Genomic DNA, 24,140 nt, shown 5'->3' with positions numbered 1-24,140 from the left:
AGGGAACCAACTGGATTGTTCTTTTGCAGTGGTTATAGTTTTGTCATAGAGGAGAGCTTATGCGATGGCGAGTTCCAGCGGGAGCGAGATGGCAAGAGGGGATTTTTTTGACAAATCGTGGCAGCGGACGAAGCTGTGCGGCGATTTCTCCACAGAGGATGCGGGCAAAGAGGTCCGGGCCAACGGATGGGTGCGTCGGCGGCGCGACCTGGGCGGCATCATCTTCATTGAGCTGTGGGATCACACGGGGTCCGTTCAGGTGGTGTTCAACCCTGAGGCGGGAGATACTCACGAAGCCGCGGGTGGACTGAGGAGCGAGTACTGCGTTGCGGTGCGGGGCAAGCTCCGGATACGGCCCGAGGGCACGGAGAACCCGACGCTGAAGACGGGCTCGGTGGAGATCGTCGCCCAGGACCTCCTGGTCCTGTCCAAGGCGTCGCCCATCCCCTTTGAGGTGGGGGAGGCGACGGACGACGTGGATGAGAACCTGCGCCTGACCTACCGCTACCTGGACCTGAGGCGCGAGAGGATGCAGAACAACCTGCGCACCCGCAGCCGAATCAACGCCTTCACGCGGCGCTACCTGGAGGGGCGGGGCTTCATCGAGCTGGAAACGCCCATCCTGACGAAGGCCACCCCCGAAGGGGCCAGGGACTACCTCGTCCCCAGCCGCGTCAACCCCGGGACGTTCTACGCGCTGCCCCAGTCCCCCCAGCTCTTCAAACAGATTCTGATGGTCAGCGGCTTCGACCGCTATTACCAGATCGCGCGCTGCTTCCGGGACGAGGACCTCCGGGCGGACCGTCAGCCAGAGTTCACGCAGGTGGACATCGAGATGAGCTACGTCGTCGAGGACGACGTCATGGAGCTCATCGAAGGGTACATGAAGGGGCTCTTTAAGGAGGTCCTGGGCGTGGACGTTCCGACGCCCTTTGAGCGTATGCTCTACTGGGACGCCATGGACCGCTACGGGAGCGACAAGCCGGACCTGCGCGTCACCCTTGAGCTCTGCGACGTGGCCTCCGTCTTTGCAAAGGCCTCCTTCGAGCCCTTCAAGCAGGTGCTGAACGGCGGTGGCGTGGTGAGGGCGTTGGCGCTGCCGGGCGGAGCGGCGCTTTCGCGCAAGGAGCTGATGGACCTTGAGGACCGCGCCAAGAAGTTCGGCGCGTCGGGGCTTGCGGCGTTTCAGATGAAGGAGGGAGCTCTTAAGGGCCCTCTGGTTAAGTTCCTCACCGAAGGGGAGTTGGAGGAACTCTGCCGGATCGCCGACCTGAAGGACGGGGACGCGCTGTTCGTGCTGGCGGACGCCTCCCGCGCCAAGGCCTGCACCATCCTGGGCGTTCTGCGCCTTGACCTGGGCCGAGCCCGCGGCTTCATGAACGAAAAGGAATGGCGCTTCCTCTGGGTGACGAAGTTCCCGCTCTTTGAGTGGAGCGACGAGGAGAAGCGCTGGGTGGCGATGCACCATCCCTTCACCTCCCCCGTCCTTGAGGAGGGGGACCTGATGGAGCGCGACCCGTCGAAGGCCCTCGCCCGCGCCTATGACTGCGTCCTGAACGGCAACGAGGTGGGAGGAGGCTCCATCCGAATCCACGATCCGGAGGTGCAGGCTCGGCTCTTCAAGTGCCTCGGCATCTCGCCAGAGGAGGCCAAGCGTCGATTTGGGTTCTTCCTGAACGCGCTCTCCTACGGGACGCCCCCCCACGGCGGCATCGCCCTTGGCGTGGACCGTCTGGTGATGCTCCTCTGCGGCGGGCAGTCCATCCGGGACGTCATGACGTTCCCCAAGACCCAGCGGGCTCAGTGCCTGCTCTCGCAGGCCCCGGACGTCGTGGAGCAATCCCGGCTCGACGAGCTCCGGATCGCCGTCGTGCCCCCTGAGGCGGAATAAGGGTGTTTGGCGAATCGTGAACCGAGGGAGGAAACGGCATTGAGGGCTGAATTTTGTCACGTCAACTTCAACGTCCTGGACCTGGAACGGAGCCTGGCCTTCTACGAGGAGGCCCTTGGCCTGCACGAGGTCCGGCGCAAGGAGGGGCAGGACTTCATTCTCGTCTATATGGGCGACGGGACGACCGACTTCACGCTGGAGCTCACATGGATGAGGGAGCGCAAGGAGCCCTACGACCTGGGCGAGGAGGAGTTTCACCTGGCCTTTCGGGTGGAGGACTACGACAAGGCCCTCGCCTTTCACCGCGAAAAGGGCTGGGTCTGTTTTGAGAACGAGGCCATGGGAATCTACTTCATCAAGGACCCGGACGGGTACTGGCTGGAGGTCCTCCCACCCCGCTGATGACGGTCCTCAGGCCTCCCGTTCCTCCGGCGCTCGACGCTCCGGGGCGGACGGGGGCCTTTTTTATGCGCCAAAGACCTGACGGCCTCCGACGAAGGTCGCCCTGACGTTGAAATCGTCGTCGAGGCAGACGATGTCCGCGTCCATTCCGGCTGCAAGCTCCCCTTTGCGCGTCAGGCCTAGGAGGCGGGCCGGGTTTCGCGAGGCCGTCGCCGAGAGCTCGGACAGGGGGCGACGAGTGGCTTGGTGGAAGTTTCTGAGGGCGCGGTTCATCGTGAGGGCACTCCCCGCAATCGTCCCATCCCCACTGACGGGCAGGCCATCCCGGACCGTCACGACGCCGCCTGCGAAGCGATAGTCCCCCTCGGGCAGGCCCGCTGCGCGCATGGAGTCTGTGATCAGGACGAGGCGGTCCGCCCCGATGAGCCGACAGACGGGCTCAAAGAGCTCCGGCACGACGTGCCGTCCGTCTGCGATGAACTCGCACATGACGTCGGAGACCGCCGCGGCCCCGACCATCCCTGGGCTTCGGTGGTGGAGGCCGCGCTGCGCGTTGAACAGGTGCGTGATGGAGCGTGCCCCCGCCCGCACGGCGGAGAGCGCCAGGTCGAAGTCCGCCGTGGTGTGCCCCAGGGAGGGCACGATGCCCAGTTCCCTGAGACGGCGCGTGAAGGAGTGCTGTGGGTCCAGCGTCGGCGAGAACGTGACGATGCGCAGGACGTCTGCGCGCTCCGCCACCCAGGAGACATCCGGGGAGCGGCTGATGAAGGCCGCCGGGTGTGCGCCCCGCATGGCCTCGTCGATCCACGGCCCCTCAAGGTGCATCCCCAGGATGGCCGCGCCGGGCAGGGGGCGTGCCATGCCCCGGCGCACGGCGCGGACCGCAGCGTCGATCTCTCCCATCGGAGCGGTGACGGAGGTGGGCAGGAAGGCCGTGACGCCGTCCTTGGCCATGGCCAGGCTCAGGGCGTCGAGGGCCTTGTCCGTCGCATCCATGGCGTCGTAGCCCATGGCCCCGTGGACGTGTACGTTGACGAAGCCCGGCAAGATGTACCGCCCGCTGGCTTCGACGCGCTCCGCCTCGATCCCGTCGGTCCGCTCCACAGGAAGGCACGCGAGGACCCTGCCCTCGAAGAGCAGGGCGTGCCCCTCCAGCATCGCGCCGCCCCACAAGATCCTTTCCCCTGACAAGAGCTTCATGGACCCCTCTCCCCTCGAACGCCCGCGCCCTTCACGTGCGGGCGTCGTTTGATCGTATTATAGCGGGAGCAGGGCGACTTTTCAGGACTCGTTGTATTTTATGGTGCGTGGAACGGAAAAAGACGCTATACTTTCAAAATGCTTTTAGGGCTTTCAGGTTTTCCGGCTCGACATTTTGCCTTGGAGGTTGGTTCGATGAAGCTGAACAATATCATGAAGCAGGCCCAGAAGATGCAGGCGCAGATGATGCAGATACAGGAAAAGCTGGCGGAGGAAACCGTGGAGGCCAGCGTGGGCGGCGGCATGGTGAAGGCCGTGTTCACCGGGAGCGGGGACCTGGTGGGAATCCACATCGACCCTGAGGTCATCAAGCCCGACGACCGGGAGATGCTGGAGGACCTCGTCACGGCTGCGGTCAACGAGGGGCTGAAGCAGAGCAAGGAGCTGGCTGCCCAGAGGATGGGCAGCGTGACCGGCGCCCTTGGCGCCATGGGGCTCGGAATGTAGGCGGCGGCCTTGGACCCTATCGCGGACCTGATCCTGTCCTTTACGAAGTTCCCTGGCGTCGGGAACAAGAGCGCGAGGCGGATGGTCTTTTACCTTTTAAAGAGGGATTCTGCAGAGCTTCAGGACCTGGGGAGGCGCATCGCCACCCTGAAGGATGAGCTTTGCGTCTGCAGCAGGTGCGGCAACGTATCGAGCGGGGACCCCTGTCCGATCTGCAGCGACGCGTTGCGGGACCGGCAAACGCTCTGCGTCGTGGAGGACATCGACGACCTGGTTTCCTTTGAGCAGGCGGGGATCTACAACGGCCTCTACCACGTTCTGGACAACCGCGTTTCCCCCTTCGACGACGAGGACCTGAGCCCGGAGAGCGTGGATTCCCTCCTGTCGCACATTCGGGAGCTCGACGCGAAGGAGGTCATCATCGCCACCAACCCCCGCATGGAGGGGGACCTGACGTACTACACCCTCCTCGACGCGTTGAGGGAGGCTCCGGGGATGCGCGAGGGGATGAAGATCTCGCGTCTGGCCTTTGGCCTGCCGGTCGGCGGCTCCATCGAGTTCGCCGACAAGATGACGCTGCACACGGCGCTTGAATCGCGCACGGCCGTGTCCGCAGGAAATGGGGGCGGGGAAGAAAAATGAAGAAGTTTTCGTTCGTCATCGTCGCGGGGGGCAGCGGCAGCCGCATGGGGGGGGAGCGAAAGCAGTTCCGTCTCCTGGGCGGTCGTCCGATGTGGCGATGGAGCGCGGAGATGGCGGCCTCCATGGCGGAGGAGGGCATCGGGGAGATCGTCCTGGTCCTTCCCAAGGGCGAGGTGACCCCGCCGCCCTGGCGCCAGAGCGCCCGCATCCCGCTGCGCCTGGCGGGCGGCGGCGCCTCGCGGGCTGAGTCCGTCCTCAGCGGCCTCAACGCGGCGTCCTTCGACTACGTCATGGTTCACGACGCGGCCCGTCCCTTCATCAGCATCTCCCTGATGCGCCGTCTTATGGAGGAAACCAGCGAGGGCGTAGGGGCCGTCCCCGTCCTTCCGGCATCGGACGCCATCAAACGCATTGACGGAGAGCGGGTGGAGGCGGTCGATCGTGACGGCCTCTACATGACCCAGACCCCTCAGTCCTTCTACAGGCCGACCCTGATGGCCGCTTTGCGGGATCGCGGCTCCGCCGTGAAGGACGAGGCCGAGGCGTGGCTGGCCTCAGGCCTGGAACTGCACTGCGTGGAGGGGGAGCGCCTGAACTTCAAGGTGACCTGGCCCGACGACCTGCACATCGCGGAGAGGATCGCAGAGGGGCGGCGAGCCCCAACCGTCCGGACGGGGCTGGGGTACGACGTCCATCGTCTGGTCCCGGAACGCCCGCTGATCCTTGGCGGCGTCCTGATCGAGGACTCCCCCCTGGGGCTCCTGGGACATTCCGATGCCGACCTGCTGGCCCACACCGTCGCCGACGCGATCCTGGGGGCGGCGGGCCTGCCCGACATCGGGACGCTCTTTCCCGCCAGCAGCGAGGAGTACCGGGATGCGGACAGCATGGAACTTCTCAAGACGGCCGTGGACCTCGTCGTCGAGGCGGGGTGGACGATTGCCTGGGTGGATGCCGTGGTCCAGGCGCAGGTCCCGCGCCTCGGCCCTCACCTTGCTGAGATGCGAAAGCGGCTCTCGGCAATTTTGAACCCGGATCTGCCCAACTGCGTCAGCCTCAAGGCGAAGTCCGCCGAGGGGACGGGCGACCCCGGCCTTGGGGGCTCCATGACCTGCTGGGCCTCCGCCACCCTGTACGGGGACGGGACAAGATGATCCGCACGCGCTTTGCCCCCTCGCCGACGGGGGAGTTGCATATCGGCGGTGCGCGCACCGCTCTCTTTAACTTTCTGTGCGCCCACTCAGCGGGGGAGGAGGGGCGCTTTATCCTGCGCATCGACGACACGGACGCGGAGCGCTCTCGGCCGGAGTTCGAGGCCGCGCTGATCGACGACCTGCGCTGGCTGGGGCTCGATTGGGACGAGGGGCCGGGCATGCCCTCAAGCGCGAGTTTCCGGCAGAGCGAACGCAGAGCCCTCTATCGCCACGAGATGGATCATCTGAGGGCGATCGGGGCGGTCTACCCCTGTTTCTGCTCGGAGGAGCGATTGGCCGCCCTGCGCCGGGACCAACTGGCGCGGGGAGAACCGCCGCGGTACGACGGGCGGTGCCGCGGACTCACCCCTGAGGAGGCCGCTCGCCGCATCGCCGACGGAGAGCGGCCCTGCTGGCGCCTGGCGCTGCCGGACCAGGACATCGCCTTTGACGACCTCGTCCGCGGGCAACAGTCCTTCCCCGCTGGGTCGATCGGCGACTTCGTCCTTGAGCGGAACGACGGCACCGTGACCTACCTGTTCGCCTCCGCCGTGGACGATCATCTGATGGACGTCACCCACGTTATCCGCGGGGATGAACACGTCCCCAACACGGCGCGCCAGCTCGCGATCCTGGACCGGATGGGGTGGCCGCGTCCGGCCTTTGCCCATATCCCCATGGTCCTCTCGCCGGACCGGCAGAAGCTGAGCAAGCGGACGGGCTCTACGCCCATTCGCGAGTACCGCGAACGGGGGTTCCTGCCCGATGCCTTGATCGCCTACCTGGCGACGCTGAGCTGGACGCCTCCAGAGGGTACGCCGCTGCTGGACCTGAGCCGTCTGCCGGCGTCCTTCTCCCTCTCGGCGATCGTCCGGTCCTCGCCGGTCCACGACGAAGGGCACCTGCTCTACTGGCAGAGGCAGGCCATGGAGCGGCGGGGCGGAGCCCGGCTGGCCCTGGACCTCGCCGCCGCGACGCCGAGTCTCTGCCCCTGCGTCGATCGCCTCGCGCCGCTGATCGAGGACATGCTTGAGGAGACGCCCTTCCTGCCCGACCTGCGCGACGCCCTTGCCTTTTTGACCCAACCTCCCGAAGGGGAGCGCTCTCCCTGGATGCCGGCCCTCGCCGCAGCCCTTGCGGGGGCGGAGGACTGGAGCCCGGAGGCCCTGAAGTCGGCCCTGGGCGCCTTCATGAAGGGACAGGGCCTTAAGGGGCGCGAGTTCTTCCACCCGCTGCGCCTTTTCCTGACGGGTGCCGACAAGGGGCCGCCACTGCCGCTGGTGCTGTTCGCCATGGGGAAGGAGGCGTGCTGTGCGCGCCTGAACGGAGGTTCTTGAGCATTCTGGTATAATGATAGAATGCAGAGGACCTGAAGGGCGGTGAACGGCGTGGCGGGCGTCTACTCGCACAACAAGGTGTGTGACGTGGAGAACTGGGTTGGAGAGCTGGAGCTGGGCAGCTTTGAGCAGTACGTCCTCATCGACGAGGTCGTCGAGTTGCCCTCCTTCGAGGCCTACGAAGAGGCGATAGAGAACTTCTGGCCTGCGTTCATCGAGGACAGCAGCATCTAGGGAAGCGCCGACGAAGCAGGAATCGCGAAGCGGAGATGTTTTTGACCTTTACATTTTCATGGACAGGTGATAAACTCAAAAAGTTGTTGATGGGCTAACAACTTGGCTTTGGGTGTGAACAGGGCCTCTGGGGCCCGCTGAAGTTTTAGATAAAATTTGAGTGAAGGAGTGTCTTTATGGCAACTCGGAGAGAACCCCGTTTCAAGCTGTCGCGCCACTTGGGCGTCAACGTCTGCGGCCACCCCAAGGCGATGAAGAGGGTGGACACCAAGAAGCCCGCCCGGGGCGGTCAGAAGGTGTCGCAGTACGCCCTTCAGTTGATGGAGAAGCAGAAGATCAAGGCCTACTACGGCATCTTGGAGCGTCAGTTTGCCCGTTACTTTAAGATCGCGAAGAAGAGCACGGAGATGACCGGCGTGGCCCTCCTGAAGAACTTGGAGTGCCGCTTGGACAACCTGGTCTACCGCATCGGCTTTGCCCGTTCCATCCGTCAGGCGCGCCAGATGGTGAGCCATGGCCATATCCTCCTGAACGGCGTCAAGGTGGACATCCCGTCCTGCAACGTCAAGGTGAACGACGTGATCAGCCTGAAGGAGAAGTCCCGGACGAACGAAACCTTCCAGAACAACTTTCAGGGACTGGCCTCCTTCAGCGTGCCCTACCTTGAGAAGGACAAGAACCAGTTCAGCGCCAAGTTGATCCGGGAGCCGATGCGCGAGGAGCTCCCCATTGAGGTCAACGAGATCCTGGCGGTGGAGTTGTACTCGAAGTAGCCCGTCGATCGGGAAGGGGGCTGCGTCCCCGGTTTTGCGGTTGATCTATGGGGTTTCTTGACATGGCAGCGAGAGACGGTATAATACGCTCAGTTGTCAGGTTTTAACTTTACTAAGAACACTCTTATCAAGAGAGGTGGAGGGACTGGCCCGATGAAGCCCGGCAACCTGTCGAATCAGGTGCCAATACCAGCAGCCCGCAGGGCTGGATGATGAGAGGAAGAGAATAGTTTTCAACGCGCTCTTCCTTGTTTCGCTTAGGGAAGGGCGCTTTTTTTGTGCCGCGAGGCGGTCCTGATTTCGATAGGGAGGCAAAAACATGACAGATAAGGACAGTTTCATTTTTTCTTCGGAGTCCGTGACGGAGGGGCATCCCGACAAGGTGGCGGATCAGATATCGGACGGTGTTCTGGACGCGATCCTGAAGGATGACCCCAACGGCCGCGTCGCCTGCGAAACGCTCTGCACCACGGGACTGGTGATGGTTTCCGGCGAGATTACAACCTCCACGTACGTGGACATTCCGAAGCTGGCCCGCGAGATCGTCAAGGAGATCGGCTATACCCGGGCCAAGTACGGCTTTGACGGCGAAACCTGCGCGGTGCTGACCGCCATCGACGAGCAGTCCGGCGACATCGCCCAGGGCGTGGACAACGCGATCGAGGTCCGCGACAAGCTCTCCAACGAGGACATCTCCAAGATCGGAGCGGGCGATCAGGGGATGATGTTCGGCTATGCGTGCAATGAAACGAAGGAGTTCATGCCCATGCCCATCGCCCTGGCCCACAACTTGGCGCGTCAGCTGACCAAGGTTCGGCGCGACGGGACGATCCCCTACCTCCGCCCGGACGGCAAGACCCAGGTTTCCCTCCGTTACGAGGGACATAAGGCCGTTCACGCGGACACGATCGTCGTTTCCGCACAGCATCACCCCGAAGCCGGCCTCAAAGAGATTCGCGCGGACATCATCGAGCACGTCATCAACCCCATCGTCCCCGATGCCCTTCTCGACGCGGACACCCGCATCTTCGTCAACCCGACGGGGCGCTTCGTAAAGGGCGGACCGATGGCCGACACGGGGTTGACGGGGCGCAAGATCATCGTGGACACCTACGGCGGATGGATTCCCCACGGCGGCGGCGCCTTTTCGGGCAAGGACCCCACGAAGGTTGACCGCAGCGCCGCGTACATGACGCGCTATGCGGCGAAGAACATCGTGGCCGCCGGCATTGCGGACAAGTGCCAGATCCAGGTAGCCTACGCCATCGGTGTGGCGGAGCCCGTTTCGTTGAACGTGGAAACCTTCGGCACGAGCAAGATCAGCCACGAGAAGATCGTCGAGCTCCTCCGAGAGCACTTCGACTTCCGCCCCGCCGCGATCATCCGGGACCTCGACCTTCGCAAGCCACAGTATCGGGCCCTCGCTGCTTATGGGCACATGGGGCGCATCGACCTGCCGCACCTGCCCGGCTGGGAGAAGACGGACAGGGCAGAGGAGCTGCGCAAGGCCGCCGGACTTTAACGCACCGACAAAGGAATAGCAGACATGGGGGGACGCCGCAAGGCGTCCCTTTAGTTAAGTCTTAAGACCTATTTACAAGGACTATTCTTGAGTAATAGAATTACTCGTATGATGATTGACTCTTTGATTCCATCCAAGACGAGAATAAAGCTCCTCGTGAAGTTCTTCCTGAACCCGGACGTCACGTCCTACCTGCGTGGGCTGGCTGAGGAGTTTGGGGAGTCCACCAACGCCGTGCGGGTGGAGCTGAACCGGCTGTGCTCTGCGGGCTTCCTGGAGGAGGGGCCTGCCGAGGGACGCAAGCGCACCTATCGCGCCTGCCGGAGTCACCCGCTCTTTCCGGAGTTGCACCGGATTGTGCGCAAGGTGCTGGGGATCGATCAGGTGGTGGAGGGGATCGTCCAGCGCATGGGCTCCGTGCGCGCAGCGTTGATCACGGGCGACTACGCCCATGGGATCGACAGCGGGATCATCGACCTGATCCTGGTGGGGACGGTCGATCGAGCGTATCTGGGCGAGCTTGTGGAGAAGGTGGAGGGCCTGATTGCGCGGAAGGTTCGGGCACTCGTCCTGACCCCGGAGGAGTACGATACCCTGCGCGGGACCCTGCGTCCGGAGGAGTCCCTGTTCGTCTGGGGCGAGCAGGATGAAGTTCTGCAGAAGCAAGTGAGGGATGCGGGGTAACATGATGGACAAGTCCACGGATGCCGGTTTCGACCTGATCATCGAGCCCAATCGAACGACGGGAGCCTTTTTCCGGGAGCTTCTGCGCTATCGGGAGTTGTTCTATTTTCTGGCCTGGCGCGACATCCTGGTGCGCTACAAGCAGACGGTCATCGGCGTCGCCTGGAGTGTGATCCGGCCCCTCCTGACCATGCTGGTGTTCACCGTGGTGTTCGGCAGGCTGGCCAAACTGCCCAGCGAGGGCGTTCCCTATCCTATCCTGGTGTTCTCGGCGATGCTGCCGTGGCAGTACTTCGCCAACGCGATGCAGGAGAGCTCAAACTCCCTGATAGCGGAGTCCCGCCTGATCAGCAAGGTGTACTTCCCGCGACTGATCGTGCCGACCAGCTCGGTCATCGTGAGTGCGGTGGACTTCCTGATCTCGCTGGCCCTTCTGGGCCTTCTGATGTTGTGGTACGGCTTCGCTCCCTCCCCCGGCATCCTGCTGATGCCGTTCTTCTTTCTGCTGGCAACGCTCTCAGCGCTTGGCGTGGGCTATTGGCTCTCGGCCCTGAACGTGAAGTATCGGGACTTTCGCTACATCGTCCCGTTCCTGGTTCAGTTCGGCCTCTACGTTTCGCCCGTGGGGTTCTCCAGCTCCGTGGTACCGGGCCGCTGGCGCCTGCTCTACAGCCTCAATCCCATGGTTGGGGTGATCGACGGCTTTCGCTGGTGCATTCAGGGAACGGCCAGTTCGCTCTACCTGCCGGGCTTTTTGATCTCTGCGGTGGTTTCCGTCCTGGCCTTTGTCAGCGGGATTTGGTTTTTCCGCCGCACCGAGCGCTTCTTTGCGGACTTCATCTAAGGGGGCGAGTTCCATGGAGGAGAATCGGACGCTTCCCCCATGCTGCAGAGGATCGTATATCGTTCACCTGATCCTGCCTGTAAGGAGCTGTAAATGACGAACACCGTTATCAAGATCGAAGGATTGGGCAAGAAGTACCTGCTGGCGCACAAGTCGCCGCAGCGCTACATTGCGCTGCGGGACGTGTTGGTGGATCGCGCAAAACGCCTGGGGCACAGACTGTGCCATCCTTTAGCGAAGAGCTCGGGGGAGAAAAATCCGGTCGTTGAGGACTTCTGGGCGCTGTCGGACCTCTCCTTCGAGGTTGAGGAGGGGGAGCGCGTTGGGGTCATCGGACGCAACGGCGCGGGTAAGTCCACACTGCTGAAGGTGCTGAGCCGCATCACGGAGCCCACGACGGGGCGCGTGTCCCTCAGGGGGCGCATCGCCAGCCTGCTGGAGGTCGGGACGGGCTTTCACCCCGAGCTGACGGGGCGGGAGAACATCTACCTGAACGGCGCCATCCTGGGGATGAGCAAGGCAGAGATTCGGCGGAACTTCGACGCCATCGTTGACTTCGCTGGGGTTGAGAAGTTTTTGGACACGCCGGTGAAGCGCTACTCGAGCGGCATGTACGTGCGCTTGGCCTTCGCCGTGGCTGCGCACCTGGACACGGAGATCCTGATGATCGACGAGGTCCTGGCGGTGGGTGACGCGGAGTTTCAAAAGAAATGCATGGGCAAGATGGACGAAGTGAGCCACAAGCAGGCCCGGACGATCCTGTTCGTCAGCCACAACATGGGGGCCATCTCACAGCTTTGCAACCGGGTGGTCTGCCTGGACCGGGGGCGAGTGGCGCTCGATACGCCGGACGTCTCCGCCGGGGTACGGGAGTACCTGAACGTCTCCAAGGAAGCTACCGCGGTCGCTGAGTGGAGGAACCCCGGCAACCTCTTCGAGAACCCCTGGTTCAAGCCGCTGCGCTTCGGCCTCTATGGAGAGGACGGAAAGGCGATTTCAGGCCCCGTGGAGCGCAAGGACAGGGTTTGGGTCGAGATCGAGGGCTTTGTCGAGGTCCCTGACCCGGCGCTCCTTGTTGGGTTTAATGTATATACCGAGGATCAGGTGATGCTTTATGGTTCGGAGCCCACGGACCAATCGGGAGGAGAGAGGGAACTGCCCCCTTTGAAAGGCCATTTTGTCCTGAGGGTCTTTTTCCCCATCGAGTTTTTAAATACCGGGGGGTATCGCCTGGAGCTGCTCTCCAGTCTGCGGGAGAGGGAGTGGATCATCTCCCCGGGAATTAGGGAAATGTCCCTCAGCTTTACGATAGGCGGCTTGGTTTACTCGTCTCCCTATCGCTTTGAGGGGCGGCCTGGGGTGCTGGCCCTGGAAGAAGTGTGGGGCATCAAATTTTTATAAGCTGATGTTTTAAAACATTTGAGAATGCGATGAAGCGAGGGGTTTATAATGAATTCTCCTGTAGCGAAGATGATACGGCTCTATGAGGAAGAGGGCTATACAATACGGACGGGATTGAACCCGTGTCATTTTTCAGGAGTTGTTCATGCCCCCTTTACGGTATTGTTTGATGGCACCCATGTCGCAACGACGGGATGGGGAATCTCCCTGCAGGAGGTATATTTTTTTGAACAGCTGTTTGCCTCGTGGTCGCCTCGAACGATATTGATAATAGGCAATGGGTTCGGGTGGTCCTCATTACTCCTGTCGCTTTTGAATCCTCAGGCGCAGGTCGTCGTTTTGGATGCTGCGGTGGAGCTGGATGTCCCTCAGCATCCCTATATAGATGGAATTGCCCTCACTAACAAAATTGCCGTCAAAGAAAAATTGAACCTGAAGGTGATCAAAGGCTTTTCTCCTCAGGCTGTGCCGTCGGTTGTCGAAAAACATCTGAACGGGTCCGTAGATTTTGCCTTTATCGATGGACTGCACACGGAAGCTCAGCAAGCGCTCGATTTTGAGGCCATATTCCCCTATGCGGCGCCGGAAAGCGTCTTCGTCTTCCATGACGTTATCAATTGGGAGATGGAGAAGGGCTTCAAGCGTCTTTTGTCTGACGTACCCACCCCCTCCATAAATGCCTCCTCCCGCTCACATTGGAATGCGGTGTTGCTACAGAGGACCCCCAGTGGAATGGGTATGATTTACTCGGATGAGGCCAGGGAGAAGGTCGCGGACGTATTGACCGTTTTTTGCGAAAGTCCGGAGCATGTCGCGGCCTTTAAGGCGGAGACGGCGCACCAGGAAGGAATGAAGCACCTGCCTTACCGACTTTCTTATTATGCGCAGCGTCTTATATGGCACCTGTGCCACAGCGACGGAGCGACGTTACAGCGCCTGTTGCGGAGGTATTTGCCTTTTGAAAAGAAGTGAGCGACAAGGAGTGAGCCGCCATGAGGATCGGTTTTTATATGGAGTGGGATAAACAAAACTCCAAAGGTGACGTTATCGGAGAAGAGTTGCTGGCCGAAACTTTGTGCAGGGAATTACGGAAGGATGACGCCGTAACGTCTGTTGATCTTTACGCCCCGAATTTTCCGGTCAGTGAATCGCTGGACGTGATGATCTATCTAACCGTGGACATGCCACCTGTCAAGTCTTGGGCAAAAAAACATGTTTTCTATTGGCAGTCCGCAAGCTATGGGGAGTCTCTGGACGAGCTTTTCAAACGCTTTTATTCCTATGGCTACGATGGTTATATTTTCTTTTCCGAGAGTTTGCTTGCCTATCATATGGATCATGGACACAGGGGCCTTTTCCTCCCCTTTGGAGTTGACCCATCTGTATTTTCCCCGCGAGGAGATGATATCCGTTTCGCATGCGAGGTGTCTTATATTGGCAATGACATCAAAGGAACGGAACGGACGATACGCTATCTTTATCCTGCAGCTAAATTTGACTTTGCCTTATTTGGCAATTGGAAAATTCAGAGGCATCGCTTTCGTTTCTGGAAAAATCGTGAGTTTGAGCTGAATTTGCCTCCCTACAAAAAAGTTTTTGAGGAGATTTCGAGAGGGCGCATTCCTGAAGAGGACGTTCCATTGCTTTACAGTAATGCAAAGGTCAATCTGAATTGTTCCATGCAAAGAGCGGCGGAGTGGGGGGTCGTTTCTCTGAGGGTTTATCAGATCCTTGCATGTAAAGGATTTGTGATATCAGACCCTATCCCTGCGGCAGAAAAACGCTTGCAGGGCAAGGTCGTCTTTTCGGGCGGGGGCCGTGACCTGGAGGAAAAGATAAGGTATTATCTTGTTCATGAAGAGGAACGTTTGGATATCGCTCAAAGGGGCTATGATTACGTCCTTGGTTCAGAGACTGTCGCAACGCGGGCAAAAAAATTGCTGAGTTATTTGGAGGGCCTTTTTTATGAAAACGACTAAAGTGGTTCTGGCAAATCCTCCTGTTGTATATTCTACCACGGGGACGTTGGAGAACGATTTCAAATGTAAGGAGTTTGTGATTCCATCCAATTTGTGGCGCATTGGTTTTTTTAGGAATGTATTGAATTTTTGCTATCGGCATTGGGGTTTGGGAAAAGGTGTGCGTTATGGAGTGCGGGCTGGTTCGCGGTGGCCCTGGACGACAGAGCGCCCTCTGTACAAACTTGCTCCATACCCTTTCTTGATGGGATATGCTGCGGCCCTGCTTCGTCATAACGGTCATGCCGTGGAGATGATGGATGCCGTCATCTGTGGTGAAAACAGCTATGACAAATTTTTAAGTAGGATACGACGCTCCAATCCCGATATTGTTTTGATGGAGTGTTCAGCTTCAACCTTGGACATCGATCTCTGGTTTGCCAAGAGAGTATCGGAGTTTGCCGAAGTGGCAATAGCCGGTTCCCATGTAGTCCAAAATGCCGAAGAGTTGATGGAAAAACACCCCTATGTCCATTATTGGCTGAGGGGAGAATATATCCTTAGCTCCGTCCGAATGGTTTCTGAGCGAAAACCCGGTATTTATGATTCTGAAATACTTAAAGATTTGGATTCTGTGCCATTCCCGTTTCGGGATTATCCGGAGAGCACATTCTACTTTGAACATACAATGCCTACTCCACAACCCCAATTACAGATTTATGCCAGCAAGGGATGCCCCTTCAAGTGCTCTTATTGTCTCTGGCCTCAAACGATGTACAAAGGACAGGTCGCATTGCGTCGGCCTGAAAAGGTTGCCGAAGAGATTCGCCAATGTGTGGCCCGATATGGGTATAAGAGCATCTTATTTGACGATGATACCTTTAACATAGGGGACGAACGCATCAGCTCGTTATGTGACCATCTGAAAGAAATTGGCTTGCCTTGGACCATGATGGGACGTTTGGATTGCTCTCCCCTTTGGCTTTTCGATAAAATGGTACATTGCGGCTGTGTTGGTATGCGATTTGGAGTGGAAACCTTTGATCCCAGCGTTTCTAAAAATATCAAAAAGGGCCTGGAAGTTGAGAATGTCCACGACACATTGAAATATCTATCTTCAACCTATCCTAAACTCAGGTTGGATGTTATGATGATGAAAAACCTGCCGGGGCAGACGAAAGAAATCGTACAGCATGACATGGAAATTCTAGACGACTTGGGCTTCGTGGAAAAACGTGGGATCGATATTTTGAGGAGCTACAGGGTAGCGAGTTGCGTACCTTTCCCTGGGACCTCTCTCTACGAAGATTTTGTCAGAAAATATGGCTTGGACAGCTTGCGAGGGATGGAGATGTATGATGGTAATCAGGAAAAATTCAGAGGATTGTTGGAGAAACTCTATGACTGACGTGATGGTTGTCGGAGCCTCCAGCTTTATAGGCAAGGCTCTTTATCATTCTTTGAAATCCCGCCCTTTTTTAAGGGTGTGTGGAACCTATTGCCATTCCCAGGTCAGCGATGAGCTTTTGCATGTCGATATTACATCCTATGAAGACATCGAACGGCTTGTAGAAGGCGCTGAGGAATTCCTGGTTTGGATTGCCGGCTGCAAAGACGTCCGGCACTGTGAAGAAGATCAAGGGTGGGCTGAAAGTATCAATTTTCTTCCTGTTAAGAATCTTCTAAAGGCTATTCATCGGAGTGGAAAACATCTTAAAATTCTTTTTATCTCTACGGATTATGTTTTTGACGGTCAAACAGGAGGATATAAGGCAAATGAGGCAGTTTGTCCTGTTACGGAATATGGGCGTTCCAATGCAGAGGCCGAGGATATCCTGCTCCAGTCGGACATGGATTTTAAAATCATCAGGACCGCAGCTGTGATGGGACGCGGGGGCGTTTTTTTTGATTGGTTAGTAAAGGCCCTAAAGACTGAAGAAAAACTGTCTCTTTTTGAAAACGTTGTCTTTTCTCCGACGCCCTTGAAACTCTTAACCCAGACTCTGACGGACGTCATTGAGGAGTATGATTCCATTACGGACAACATTATGCATGTGGTTGGGAATGTCCCCATGAGCCGCTACTCTTTTGGCATGATGGTGGCTTCGCTTCTGAACAGCCAAACGATGCTCTTGCCAATTCAGGTTGACCTGAATCGTACGCTCTTTCAGAAAGACCTGTCTTTGATCCCGTCATCGTACATGAACCGATATGATGGTGTGTGCATGAAGGACAGAATATCGCTTGAACTGGCGGATTATTGACCTGTGTCTTTAAAAATGAACGGGCATGAGATTGACGTATCCGTTGTAATACCTGCATACAACAGAGTGCACCGAATTGAAGCCAGCATTCGCTCCGTTGTTGCACAGACTTATCCGCCACGAGAAGTGATTGTGGTGGATGATTGCTCTACGGATGGAACGTGGCAGGAGCTGAAGAGGATAGCTTTGGCCCTTCCCGTTGTGCGGCCAATTCACGTGTCTGAAAATCTGGGAGCGCAACACGCTCGTAACGTGGGAGTCAAAGCCGCTCACTTCCCTTGGATAGCGTTTAACGATTCGGATGATATTTGGGTGAAGGACAAGTTGGAAACCCAAATTGAAGCGCTGCAACGTTTGAAAACCGACCCTATGGTCGTAATTCATTCGGATATGTACCGCCAGGATGGAGAAGATGGCCAATTGCGATATGTGCCTCTTCCCTCCTTTGAAGAACCTGGGGCCTTCAAAAAGGTCCTCATGGGGTATGGTGCGCTCTTTCAGACGATACTTGTCTCCAAAACGGCCCTGGAACAAATTGGGTACCTGGATGAGAAGGTCCCTGCCTACCAGGAGTGGGAGACGACGATTCGTCTGGCCTCGATCTGTCGTTTTATACACGTTTCCAGGCCGCTTTTCATCTGGATCCGTCATGGCGGAGAGACCATTTCCGGCAACGAGTTGAGGGGATTGGCTGGATATCAGTACATTATTGAGAAACATGGGATGGATATGGTCCGACAAGGGGGGAAGCGACTTTATCTTCGCCATCTTTTCCTGGTGGCTTTGCAGTTTTTGGCAGCAGGCAGGCAAGATTTGGCCTTGGCGTGTCTTGAAAAATCTCAGGTCGGCGCTTTTTCCGTCAAGCTGTCCGTTGTTTTGATGCGGCATAAGCTGTTGTGTTGCCTTCAAAAATTTTTGCTCAGGAACTTTTCTCGATGGCAAAAATTAAAGATATGCCTGTTCGGTTAGCCTGCGTTAGGGAAGAAAGGTATCGAAAATGGACGAACGCAGTTTGGAGAGGATTATTTATGACGGAGAGGCCCTTGCGATTATCGTGAGGGCAAATTTCAGCGGCTCTGGGATTCATTTTTTCACCCAGCCGGATTTTTCACAGCAGTTGGCCTACATGCATCATCCTGCCGGGCACCTCATTGAGCCGCACGTCCACAACCCCGTGCCTCGTCAGGTCCATTACACGCAGGAGGTCCTCTTTATCCGTAAGGGACAGCTTCGGGTAGATTTTTACAACGAGGGGCAGGAGTATCTGGAAAGCCGAACGCTTTATGCTGGAGATGTTATCCTCCTCATAGCAGGAGGTCATGGCTTCAAAGTTATCGAAGACCTGGAGATGATCGAGGTCAAACAAGGGCCCTATGTGGGCGAGGGCGACAAAACACGATTTTCGGGCATCTCGTCCGCGCAGGTCGTTTATTCAAGGGCAGGGGAGGATAACTAATGAACGTTCCCGTCAATGAGCCGCTTTTGAACGGCAACGAGAAAAAGTACCTTGACGAGTGCATCGATACGGGGTGGATATCCTCTGAGGGACCCTTCGTCACACGCCTTGAGGAGGGGATGTGCCATCTGACGGGCCGCAGGCACGGCGCGGCGGTGTGTAACGGAACCGTGGCCCTTGAACTGGCACTTCAGGCGCTGAACCTGACGCCGGGCAGTGAGGTCATCATGCCCACCTTCACCATCATCTCCTGCGCATCCGCGATCGTGCGCGCAGGCTGCATCCCGGTGCTGGTTGACAGCGACTCTCAGACTTGGAACATGGACCTCTCGCAGGTCGAGGCCAGGATCACTCCCAGGACGGCTGCGATCATGGCGGTGCACCTTTACGGCCTGCCCGTGGACATGAAGCCGCTTATGGCCCTGGCACAGAAACACCGTCTTGCCGTCATCGAGGATGCGGCGGAGGCTATTGGGCAGGCGGCTTACGGCACGCCATGCGGAGCCTTTGGCGATATCAGCTGTTTCAGCTTCTACCCCAACAAGCACGTCACGACAGGGGAAGGGGGCATGGTGCTCTGCGACGACGACGCGCTGGCCGCGCGGTGCCGCTCGCTGCGCAACCTCTCTTTTATGCCGGAGCGGCGGTTCGTCCATCGCGAATTGGGGCATAACTTCAGGATGTCCAACATCCAGGCGGCCATCGGCGTAGCGCAGATGGAAAAGCTGCCGGAGTCGCTGAAGAAAAAGCGCGCCATTGGGGCCCGATATCAGGAACTTCTGAAGGACGTTCGGGGAATTCAACTGCCCCTGGAACAGACCCTCTACGCCGAGAACCTCTATTGGGTGTTTGGCCTGGTCCTGGACGACGACGTCCCCTTTGAGGAACAGGAGTGCGAGAGGCGCCTTCAGGCCCTTGGCGTAGGAACGCGCCCCTTCTTCTGGCCCATGCACGAACAGCCGGTCTTCCTTGAGCAGGGGCTCTTTAGCGGAGAACGCTATCCCGTGGCCGAGCGCATCGCGCGGCGTGGCCTTTACGTTCCGACGGGCCTGGCCTTGACGGATGAGGCGATGTGTTACGTGTCGGAACAGGTACACGCCGTGCTTGGGACAATGGAGCGCTGACGATGAGCGTCTTTGGAAGCTATAGCCGCTACTACGACCTGCTGTATCGGGACAAGGACTATCCTTCCGAAGCCCGTTACGTTGACGGCCTGATCAAGAAATACGTTCCTGCACCTTCTTCAATGCTGGAATTGGGCTGTGGAACGGGCCGCTACACGCGGGAGTTCGCACGCCTTGGGTACGTGGTGCATGGCGTGGACCTCAGCGCGGAGATGATTGACGAGGCCCGTAAAACGCCCTGCGACGGCGTGTCGTTCTCCTGCGGGGACATGCGGTCCTTGCGGTTGGGGAAAAAATTTGATGCGGTTGTCGCGCTCTTTCACGTCCTGAGCTATCAGACGATGGATGAGGACGTTCGTAGTGCGTTGACTACGGTTGAGGAACATTTGAACCCCAGGGGCGTTGCCGTTCTAGACTTCTGGTATGGTCCCGCGGTTCTCAGCCAGAAACCGGAGGTTCGTTTTAAGGAGGTCTCTGACGCTTCGATTGAGGTGTCCCGCATCGCTCTCCCCGTGTTGCATGATGATATCAACGTAGTGGACGTCAACTACCGGACCTTTATCAAAGAAAAAAGCTCCGGTCGGATCGATGAACTGCGGGAGTGTCATCGGATGCGGTATTTTTTCGATGCCGAAATCAAGCGTTTTATCCAGGAGGCGGGGATAGCGTTCCTCACCATCAACGCCTGGATGACGGAGGCAACGCCAAGCGAGGAATCATGGGCAGCGGTAACTGTAGGGCAACGGCGATGAGCAGGTTTCTCATCGTCTTTCCGTGTGATACCCTGGCCTATTCTCCAACCACCTTAAATATAGCGGAGATGTTGGCTGATATCGGAGACGTCGATATGATCACGCTTTGGGATGCGCGCAACCGAAGCGCAGCAGAGAATTTAAAATGCCGTTTTTTTTACGTCCGCATCCCCTCCCTGGCGCGACGCATCCTGCAGCACTTCCTCAGGTTCTATGGGTGGCTCAAGGCCCTTTTGCTCCTCCTGAAGTTGAGACAGCACAAGGGGCGTTATGACCTGATCTTCGCTGTGGACTCGCTGGGATATTACGTGACGCGCAGGATTTATTCAGAAAATGTCGTCTACGTGTCCCTTGAGATTTACGACGACGTCTGGCTGGCCTTGACGAAAAAAACTGGGGTGAAAATGCTTCTGATACAGTCCGAGTTGCGGAAGAGATTTCTCTTTGGAGACGCTTCGATCCCATTTAAGATCCTGCCGAATTCGAACAGGCAGATGCCTCCATCCAAGCCAAGGGCGCAGAAGGGCTTTCACCTGATCTACATGGGGGCAATCTATCCGGTCCACGGAGTTGAGTTCTGTATTGACGCCCTGTCCGTCCTTCCGGAACCCTTCACCTTGACGCTGAAGGGCGTCCTCAGCGAACGCTACCGGAGCGTCCTGACAAAAAAATACGGAGCGCTGCTGGCCTCGGGACGGCTGAAGATCGACAGTTCCTATACGCCTCAGGAAGAGGTCGCAGAGTATCTGAGGGCCTTTGACGCAGGCCTTTGCTTTTACGACATTGAAGGTAAGTTAAGGGGCGACTTTAATTACATCTCCTGTCCCTCCGGGAAGATGTACTCTTACTTTGCAGCGGGCATCCCCATGCTGGGTCAGGACGTGCCCGGACTGCAGGAGGTCCTGCATTATGGAGCAGGAGTTCTGATCAAAAATCTGTCGCCTGATGGAATGGCTGAAGGGCTTAGAGAGCTGTTCGACGATTACGCGCAGTTCGCCGAAGGGGCAATGCGCGCAGGCAGGGCTCTGTGCTTTACTCCACATTTCAAAAACATCTTGGCGGAGCTATTGGAGGATGTGAATTCAGAGGGCGGTCGGCAATGAATAACAGGTCCACCCAACTGCTCAAGGGCCTGAAGCGCCTTTACCGTTCCGCGCTGCATTGCTGGGCCGAGATGATGACAAAGGCTTCGCCGCTCGTGATCGTTCCCCTGAGCGGCGGACTTGGGAACCAGATATGGCAATACTCCGTTGGAATGGGCGCACAACTCGCATCGGGGCTACCTGTGAAGTTTGGCATGGATTGGTACAAGAAGTTTGGGCTGGATATTCAGGGCAAAGAAAAACGTGATTTCGAGCTCCTGCAGACGTTCCCAACGTTGTGGATGGAACTGGCCGATGCGAACGAGGAGGCTTTTTTTCGACGTTATTATTACTACGAGCCCAAGTACTTCTCCGTCTTCGACAGCGTAGTGTACAATAGCCTTAAAGCGCGCTACATCGGCGGGTTTTGTGCCAACAGTCAATATCTCAGCGTACTTCCTGCCGAATTTTGGAATCAGTTTTCGTTTGCTGACGATGTTGTCCGCAGAAACGAAGCCTTGGCACAAAGGATAGCAGGGACTATTTCAACAGCAGTACACGTCCGAGGAGGGGATTATATTGGGTCAATGCATGACGTCATTACAATAAATTATTATCGAAAAGCCATAGATATCCTGCAAAAATCCCTGGGACGCCAGGATGTTACATTTTATATTTTTTCTAACGACCCGGTGTTATGCAGGAACTTTTTCCCGGAGCCTGGAGAAAATATCCATTTTCTTTGTGACGATATGGGGCGCTCGCCGGCGGATGATCTGTATCTCATGACACAATGTCGGCATCACATTATCGCAAACTCCACCTTAAGTTGGCTTGGTGCATGGCTTTGCGATAACCCCTTAAAGACTGTGATCATGCCGGAGACCTGGTTTAACAGGAAGGCACCAAGTTATATACGACGTGGCAGTGAGACGGCATTCCGCGTCGACGGTTGGATAAACTTAGCGGTGGATTGAGCTAGAGGGCTAAAAACTAAGTCGATATTCCGCCTTTTTGAAGAAAGGGGACACCTCTAAAAAGATCCTCCTGTTGGAGAATTTCTGTGATACGGATATTATAGATATCGTCTTGAACGAAGTTATAAAATCGTTTTTTAGGCTAAGAAGGGAAGAGATGGTTTTGGAAAAGATAGATAAGATGACCCGAATCAAAGATATCCTTAGGCAAACGTACCTTTATGTTTACTTCCGTACGCTGCGTAAAAGTTACTCTCAAACAGGGGAAGATTGCATTGTAAGGTGGATATTTGATGTCTTGGGGATAAAGAATCCTTCTTATATCGATATCGGTGCCCATGACCCCTTTTTGTATAGCAACACGGCGATGTTCTATGCGCAAGGGTCCAGAGGCATAAACATAGAACCGGATCCACTGCTGTTCAAAAGAATTGCCCGTAAACGCAAAAAAGATATCAATCTTCAAATGGGCATTGGAAATCTTAGTGGCACCATGCCCTTTTATGTTATGAGTGCCAAGACCTTAAGTACATTCTCAGAAAAGGAGGCAAAACTTCTTCGCGATCAGCATGGATACTTGATTCGTGATGTCATTGAAGTTAGAGTAGAACCTTTGAAATATGTTCTTGATAAATATTGCGACGGAGTTTTCCCTGATTTTCTGTCTCTGGATACGGAAGGGTTTGACGAGCTGATCCTGAGCGAACTTAAAATGCTTTCCAGTCTGCCTAAGGTAATTTGCGTTGAATCCAGAGAATATGGCGTATCGGGACTACAAAACAGCAATAGTATAGAACTGTATGAAATGTTAAAACCATTGGGGTACATGCTTTTTGCGGACACGTACATAAACACGATTTTTGTTTTGGAGCGTTGCTGGGCAGAGCGTTAAAACCTTGTTTTAACGCTAGGAAAGGGTGATAAAACATGTCTGAAACAATGAGCATCATCATCGCCACCAAGAACCGTAGCGGCGAGATCAAAAAACATGCGCTTGCAAGCCTGGAGCGTTCGACCTTTCGAGATTTTCTATGCGTGGTCTGGGACGCCAGCCAGGACGAGGAAACCCGAAGAGCCGTGGAGGATGGAGCGTGGACGTTTCCCCTGAAGTACTTCAGGGCACCACGGTCCGGGTTGGCATCCCAACGCAATGACGCAGTGAAGCAGATCCTCATGCACGAACGTTCCATACGCTACGTCCTGTTTATCGACGACGACAGCGAGCTGTCGCGCGACGCACTGACCGGGGTAACGGCAGCGTTTGGAGTTCCGAACGTTTGGGGAGTCAACATCCCTCACGTCCCGCAGCTGGACGCAGATGGGACCTATCACGGCCCAGAGCCGGAACGCCCTACGCCACGGCGGATGACGCCCTACCTGCACAACCGAAGCTGTTGCCCTGAACAACATGGCATTCCCGTCGACTGGCTCAGCGGGTGCGGGATGGCCTTTCGCAGCGAAACCTTCACCCAACTGGGGTTGCGCTTCCCTGAGGCCTTTCAGCGCTTCGGCGGGTACTCTCTGGGGGAGGACTCGGGATTTTCCTTTTACTTGAAGAAAAAGCTTGGCAAAACGCTGGTGAACGCACCCTGCGGCGCGCTGTGTCACCACGTTTCCGGCGCTGCGCGGCTCGACGTTGCGGGCATGACCGCCTCAAAATGGTATAATTTCCACCTGTTGTTCGACGCGATTTATGACGGCGTCAGCGGCCCGCAACTGAACGTTTATCGGCTGAATTTCAGCCTTTTCTCTTATGCCGCTGCTCTGAAGGTCCTCTTGCGCGCGAGGAAGCCCGATTTAGCTGCGATGTTGCGGGGTATCCGGGCGGCCAGGGGAGCGCTTGCAGAGTACCGCAGGAACGGAAACGTTCAAGGGTTGTTCCGGGAGAATTGAACGA

At 57.1% G+C, this 24,140-nt stretch carries 25 protein-coding genes and 1 riboswitch; of the genes, 24 read left to right on the top strand and 1 reads right to left on the bottom strand.

The annotated features are described in order from the left end of the window. Positions 1–64: 64 nt before the first annotated feature. Both aspS and ACO41U_RS00445 read left to right on the top strand, forming a co-directional pair. Positions 65–1,891, top strand: coding sequence for an aspartate--tRNA ligase (aspS, locus tag ACO41U_RS00450; protein ID WP_485941035.1), 1,827 nt, complete (start codon positions 65–67; stop codon positions 1,889–1,891). 39 nt (positions 1,892–1,930) lie between these two features. Next, complete coding sequence (locus tag ACO41U_RS00445; protein WP_485941034.1) at positions 1,931–2,293, top strand: VOC family protein; 363 nt, start codon at positions 1,931–1,933, stop codon at positions 2,291–2,293. Positions 2,294–2,356: 63 nt separating this feature from the next. On the opposite strand, the gene nagA is transcribed toward ACO41U_RS00445, so the two are convergent. Beyond that, the gene (gene nagA / locus ACO41U_RS00440) at positions 2,357–3,493 is read right to left on the bottom strand and encodes an N-acetylglucosamine-6-phosphate deacetylase (RefSeq protein WP_485941033.1); all 1,137 of its coding nucleotides are present in this window, start codon (positions 3,491–3,493) and stop codon (positions 2,357–2,359) included. Positions 3,494–3,688: 195 nt separating this feature from the next. On the opposite strand from nagA, the gene ACO41U_RS00435 reads away from it, so the two are divergent. The 22 genes from ACO41U_RS00435 (at position 3,689) to ACO41U_RS00330 (ending at position 24,136) form a co-directional block, all read left to right on the top strand. Next, positions 3,689–4,000: a YbaB/EbfC family nucleoid-associated protein gene (locus ACO41U_RS00435; RefSeq protein ID WP_015557021.1), complete on the top strand. Its 312-nt coding sequence runs from the start codon at positions 3,689–3,691 to the stop codon at positions 3,998–4,000. 9 nt (positions 4,001–4,009) lie between these two features. Continuing rightward, on the top strand, positions 4,010–4,642 hold the full coding sequence (recR, locus tag ACO41U_RS00430) for a recombination mediator RecR (protein ID WP_298779153.1): 633 nt from the start codon (positions 4,010–4,012) through the stop codon (positions 4,640–4,642). Continuing rightward, positions 4,639–5,796: a 2-C-methyl-D-erythritol 2,4-cyclodiphosphate synthase gene (ispF, locus tag ACO41U_RS00425; RefSeq protein WP_298779156.1), complete on the top strand. Its 1,158-nt coding sequence runs from the start codon at positions 4,639–4,641 to the stop codon at positions 5,794–5,796. The genes recR and ispF overlap by 4 nt, the downstream gene beginning before the upstream one ends. Next, a complete protein-coding gene (gene gltX, locus ACO41U_RS00420; protein ID WP_485941032.1) occupies positions 5,793–7,172 on the top strand; it encodes a glutamate--tRNA ligase in 1,380 nt (459 codons plus the stop codon). Before ispF ends, gltX begins: the two co-directional genes overlap by 4 nt. Before the next feature lie 42 nt (positions 7,173–7,214). Next, a complete protein-coding gene (locus tag ACO41U_RS00415) occupies positions 7,215–7,406 on the top strand; it encodes a hypothetical protein (RefSeq protein ID WP_485941031.1) in 192 nt (63 codons plus the stop codon). A gap of 176 nt (positions 7,407–7,582) precedes the next feature. Further along, complete coding sequence (rpsD, locus tag ACO41U_RS00410) at positions 7,583–8,179, top strand: 30S ribosomal protein S4 (RefSeq protein WP_015557023.1); 597 nt, start codon at positions 7,583–7,585, stop codon at positions 8,177–8,179. A 121-nt stretch (positions 8,180–8,300) separates the two neighbouring features. Beyond that, positions 8,301–8,398, top strand: a riboswitch (SAM riboswitch). A 100-nt stretch (positions 8,399–8,498) separates the two neighbouring features. Continuing rightward, the gene (gene metK / locus ACO41U_RS00405) at positions 8,499–9,701 is read left to right on the top strand and encodes a methionine adenosyltransferase (RefSeq protein WP_485941030.1); all 1,203 of its coding nucleotides are present in this window, start codon (positions 8,499–8,501) and stop codon (positions 9,699–9,701) included. 156 nt (positions 9,702–9,857) lie between these two features. Next, positions 9,858–10,385, top strand: a complete 528-nt coding sequence (locus ACO41U_RS00400) for an ArsR family transcriptional regulator (RefSeq protein ID WP_485941029.1) — start codon at positions 9,858–9,860, stop codon at positions 10,383–10,385. Then, positions 10,375–11,229, top strand: a complete 855-nt coding sequence (locus tag ACO41U_RS00395) for an ABC transporter permease (RefSeq protein ID WP_485941028.1) — start codon at positions 10,375–10,377, stop codon at positions 11,227–11,229. The genes ACO41U_RS00400 and ACO41U_RS00395 overlap by 11 nt, the downstream gene beginning before the upstream one ends. Positions 11,230–11,322: 93 nt before the next feature. Next, complete coding sequence (locus tag ACO41U_RS00390; RefSeq protein ID WP_485941027.1) at positions 11,323–12,630, top strand: ABC transporter ATP-binding protein; 1,308 nt, start codon at positions 11,323–11,325, stop codon at positions 12,628–12,630. A 48-nt stretch (positions 12,631–12,678) separates the two neighbouring features. Then, positions 12,679–13,602, top strand: a complete 924-nt coding sequence (locus tag ACO41U_RS00385) for a class I SAM-dependent methyltransferase (RefSeq protein WP_485941026.1) — start codon at positions 12,679–12,681, stop codon at positions 13,600–13,602. 20 nt (positions 13,603–13,622) lie between these two features. Beyond that, entirely contained in the window at positions 13,623–14,609 is a 987-nt protein-coding gene (locus ACO41U_RS00380; protein ID WP_485941025.1) for a CgeB family protein, read from the top strand. After that, entirely contained in the window at positions 14,596–15,996 is a 1,401-nt protein-coding gene (locus tag ACO41U_RS00375) for a B12-binding domain-containing radical SAM protein (RefSeq protein WP_485941024.1), read from the top strand. Before ACO41U_RS00380 ends, ACO41U_RS00375 begins: the two co-directional genes overlap by 14 nt. Further along, entirely contained in the window at positions 15,989–16,852 is an 864-nt protein-coding gene (locus ACO41U_RS00370; protein ID WP_485941023.1) for an SDR family oxidoreductase, read from the top strand. The genes ACO41U_RS00375 and ACO41U_RS00370 overlap by 8 nt, the downstream gene beginning before the upstream one ends. A gap of 15 nt (positions 16,853–16,867) precedes the next feature. Further along, a complete protein-coding gene (locus ACO41U_RS00365) occupies positions 16,868–17,821 on the top strand; it encodes a glycosyltransferase (RefSeq protein WP_485941057.1) in 954 nt (317 codons plus the stop codon). A gap of 28 nt (positions 17,822–17,849) precedes the next feature. Continuing rightward, positions 17,850–18,308, top strand: coding sequence for a cupin domain-containing protein (locus tag ACO41U_RS00360; RefSeq protein ID WP_485941022.1), 459 nt, complete (start codon positions 17,850–17,852; stop codon positions 18,306–18,308). Next, on the top strand, positions 18,308–19,432 hold the full coding sequence (locus tag ACO41U_RS00355; RefSeq protein ID WP_485941021.1) for a DegT/DnrJ/EryC1/StrS family aminotransferase: 1,125 nt from the start codon (positions 18,308–18,310) through the stop codon (positions 19,430–19,432). The genes ACO41U_RS00360 and ACO41U_RS00355 overlap by 1 nt, the downstream gene beginning before the upstream one ends. A 2-nt stretch (positions 19,433–19,434) precedes the next feature. Further along, positions 19,435–20,184, top strand: a complete 750-nt coding sequence (locus ACO41U_RS00350; RefSeq protein ID WP_485941020.1) for a class I SAM-dependent DNA methyltransferase — start codon at positions 19,435–19,437, stop codon at positions 20,182–20,184. Then, complete coding sequence (locus ACO41U_RS00345; RefSeq protein WP_485941019.1) at positions 20,181–21,287, top strand: glycosyltransferase family protein; 1,107 nt, start codon at positions 20,181–20,183, stop codon at positions 21,285–21,287. Before ACO41U_RS00350 ends, ACO41U_RS00345 begins: the two co-directional genes overlap by 4 nt. Further along, positions 21,284–22,243 (top strand): alpha-1,2-fucosyltransferase, encoded by a 960-nt coding sequence (locus ACO41U_RS00340; RefSeq protein ID WP_485941018.1) that lies wholly within the window; start codon positions 21,284–21,286, stop codon positions 22,241–22,243. The genes ACO41U_RS00345 and ACO41U_RS00340 overlap by 4 nt, the downstream gene beginning before the upstream one ends. A 163-nt stretch (positions 22,244–22,406) precedes the next feature. Then, a complete protein-coding gene (locus ACO41U_RS00335) occupies positions 22,407–23,135 on the top strand; it encodes an FkbM family methyltransferase (RefSeq protein WP_485941017.1) in 729 nt (242 codons plus the stop codon). Between the two features lie 35 nt (positions 23,136–23,170). After that, positions 23,171–24,136, top strand: a complete 966-nt coding sequence (locus ACO41U_RS00330; RefSeq protein ID WP_485941016.1) for a glycosyltransferase family 2 protein — start codon at positions 23,171–23,173, stop codon at positions 24,134–24,136. Positions 24,137–24,140: the final 4 nt, after the last annotated feature.

The organism is Fretibacterium sp. (assembly GCF_057312375.1).
This window is presented reverse-complemented; position numbering and strand designations above follow the sequence as displayed.

Bases quoted from the DNA above. Each gene is read 5' to 3' on its own strand.
- ACO41U_RS00390 (WP_485941027.1), top strand. From the start codon at position 11,323: ATGACGAACACCGTTATCAAGATCGAAGGATTGGGCAAGAAGTACCTG.
- ACO41U_RS00375 (WP_485941024.1), top strand. From the start codon at position 14,596: ATGAAAACGACTAAAGTGGTTCTGGCAAATCCTCCTGTTGTATATTCT.
- rpsD (WP_015557023.1), top strand. From the start codon at position 7,583: ATGGCAACTCGGAGAGAACCCCGTTTCAAGCTGTCGCGCCACTTGGGC.
- gltX (WP_485941032.1), top strand. From the start codon at position 5,793: ATGATCCGCACGCGCTTTGCCCCCTCGCCGACGGGGGAGTTGCATATC.
- nagA (WP_485941033.1), bottom strand. From the start codon at position 3,493: ATGAAGCTCTTGTCAGGGGAAAGGATCTTGTGGGGCGGCGCGATGCTG.
- ACO41U_RS00385 (WP_485941026.1), top strand. From the start codon at position 12,679: ATGAATTCTCCTGTAGCGAAGATGATACGGCTCTATGAGGAAGAGGGC.
- aspS (WP_485941035.1), top strand. From the start codon at position 65: ATGGCGAGTTCCAGCGGGAGCGAGATGGCAAGAGGGGATTTTTTTGAC.
- ACO41U_RS00330 (WP_485941016.1), top strand. From the start codon at position 23,171: ATGTCTGAAACAATGAGCATCATCATCGCCACCAAGAACCGTAGCGGC.
- ACO41U_RS00380 (WP_485941025.1), top strand. From the start codon at position 13,623: ATGAGGATCGGTTTTTATATGGAGTGGGATAAACAAAACTCCAAAGGT.
- ACO41U_RS00345 (WP_485941019.1), top strand. From the start codon at position 20,181: ATGAGCAGGTTTCTCATCGTCTTTCCGTGTGATACCCTGGCCTATTCT.
- ACO41U_RS00360 (WP_485941022.1), top strand. From the start codon at position 17,850: ATGGACGAACGCAGTTTGGAGAGGATTATTTATGACGGAGAGGCCCTT.
- ispF (WP_298779156.1), top strand. From the start codon at position 4,639: ATGAAGAAGTTTTCGTTCGTCATCGTCGCGGGGGGCAGCGGCAGCCGC.
- ACO41U_RS00395 (WP_485941028.1), top strand. From the start codon at position 10,375: ATGCGGGGTAACATGATGGACAAGTCCACGGATGCCGGTTTCGACCTG.
- metK (WP_485941030.1), top strand. From the start codon at position 8,499: ATGACAGATAAGGACAGTTTCATTTTTTCTTCGGAGTCCGTGACGGAG.
- ACO41U_RS00435 (WP_015557021.1), top strand. From the start codon at position 3,689: ATGAAGCTGAACAATATCATGAAGCAGGCCCAGAAGATGCAGGCGCAG.
- ACO41U_RS00370 (WP_485941023.1), top strand. From the start codon at position 15,989: ATGACTGACGTGATGGTTGTCGGAGCCTCCAGCTTTATAGGCAAGGCT.
- ACO41U_RS00355 (WP_485941021.1), top strand. From the start codon at position 18,308: ATGAACGTTCCCGTCAATGAGCCGCTTTTGAACGGCAACGAGAAAAAG.
- ACO41U_RS00365 (WP_485941057.1), top strand. From the start codon at position 16,868: ATGAACGGGCATGAGATTGACGTATCCGTTGTAATACCTGCATACAAC.
- ACO41U_RS00350 (WP_485941020.1), top strand. From the start codon at position 19,435: ATGAGCGTCTTTGGAAGCTATAGCCGCTACTACGACCTGCTGTATCGG.
- ACO41U_RS00340 (WP_485941018.1), top strand. From the start codon at position 21,284: ATGAATAACAGGTCCACCCAACTGCTCAAGGGCCTGAAGCGCCTTTAC.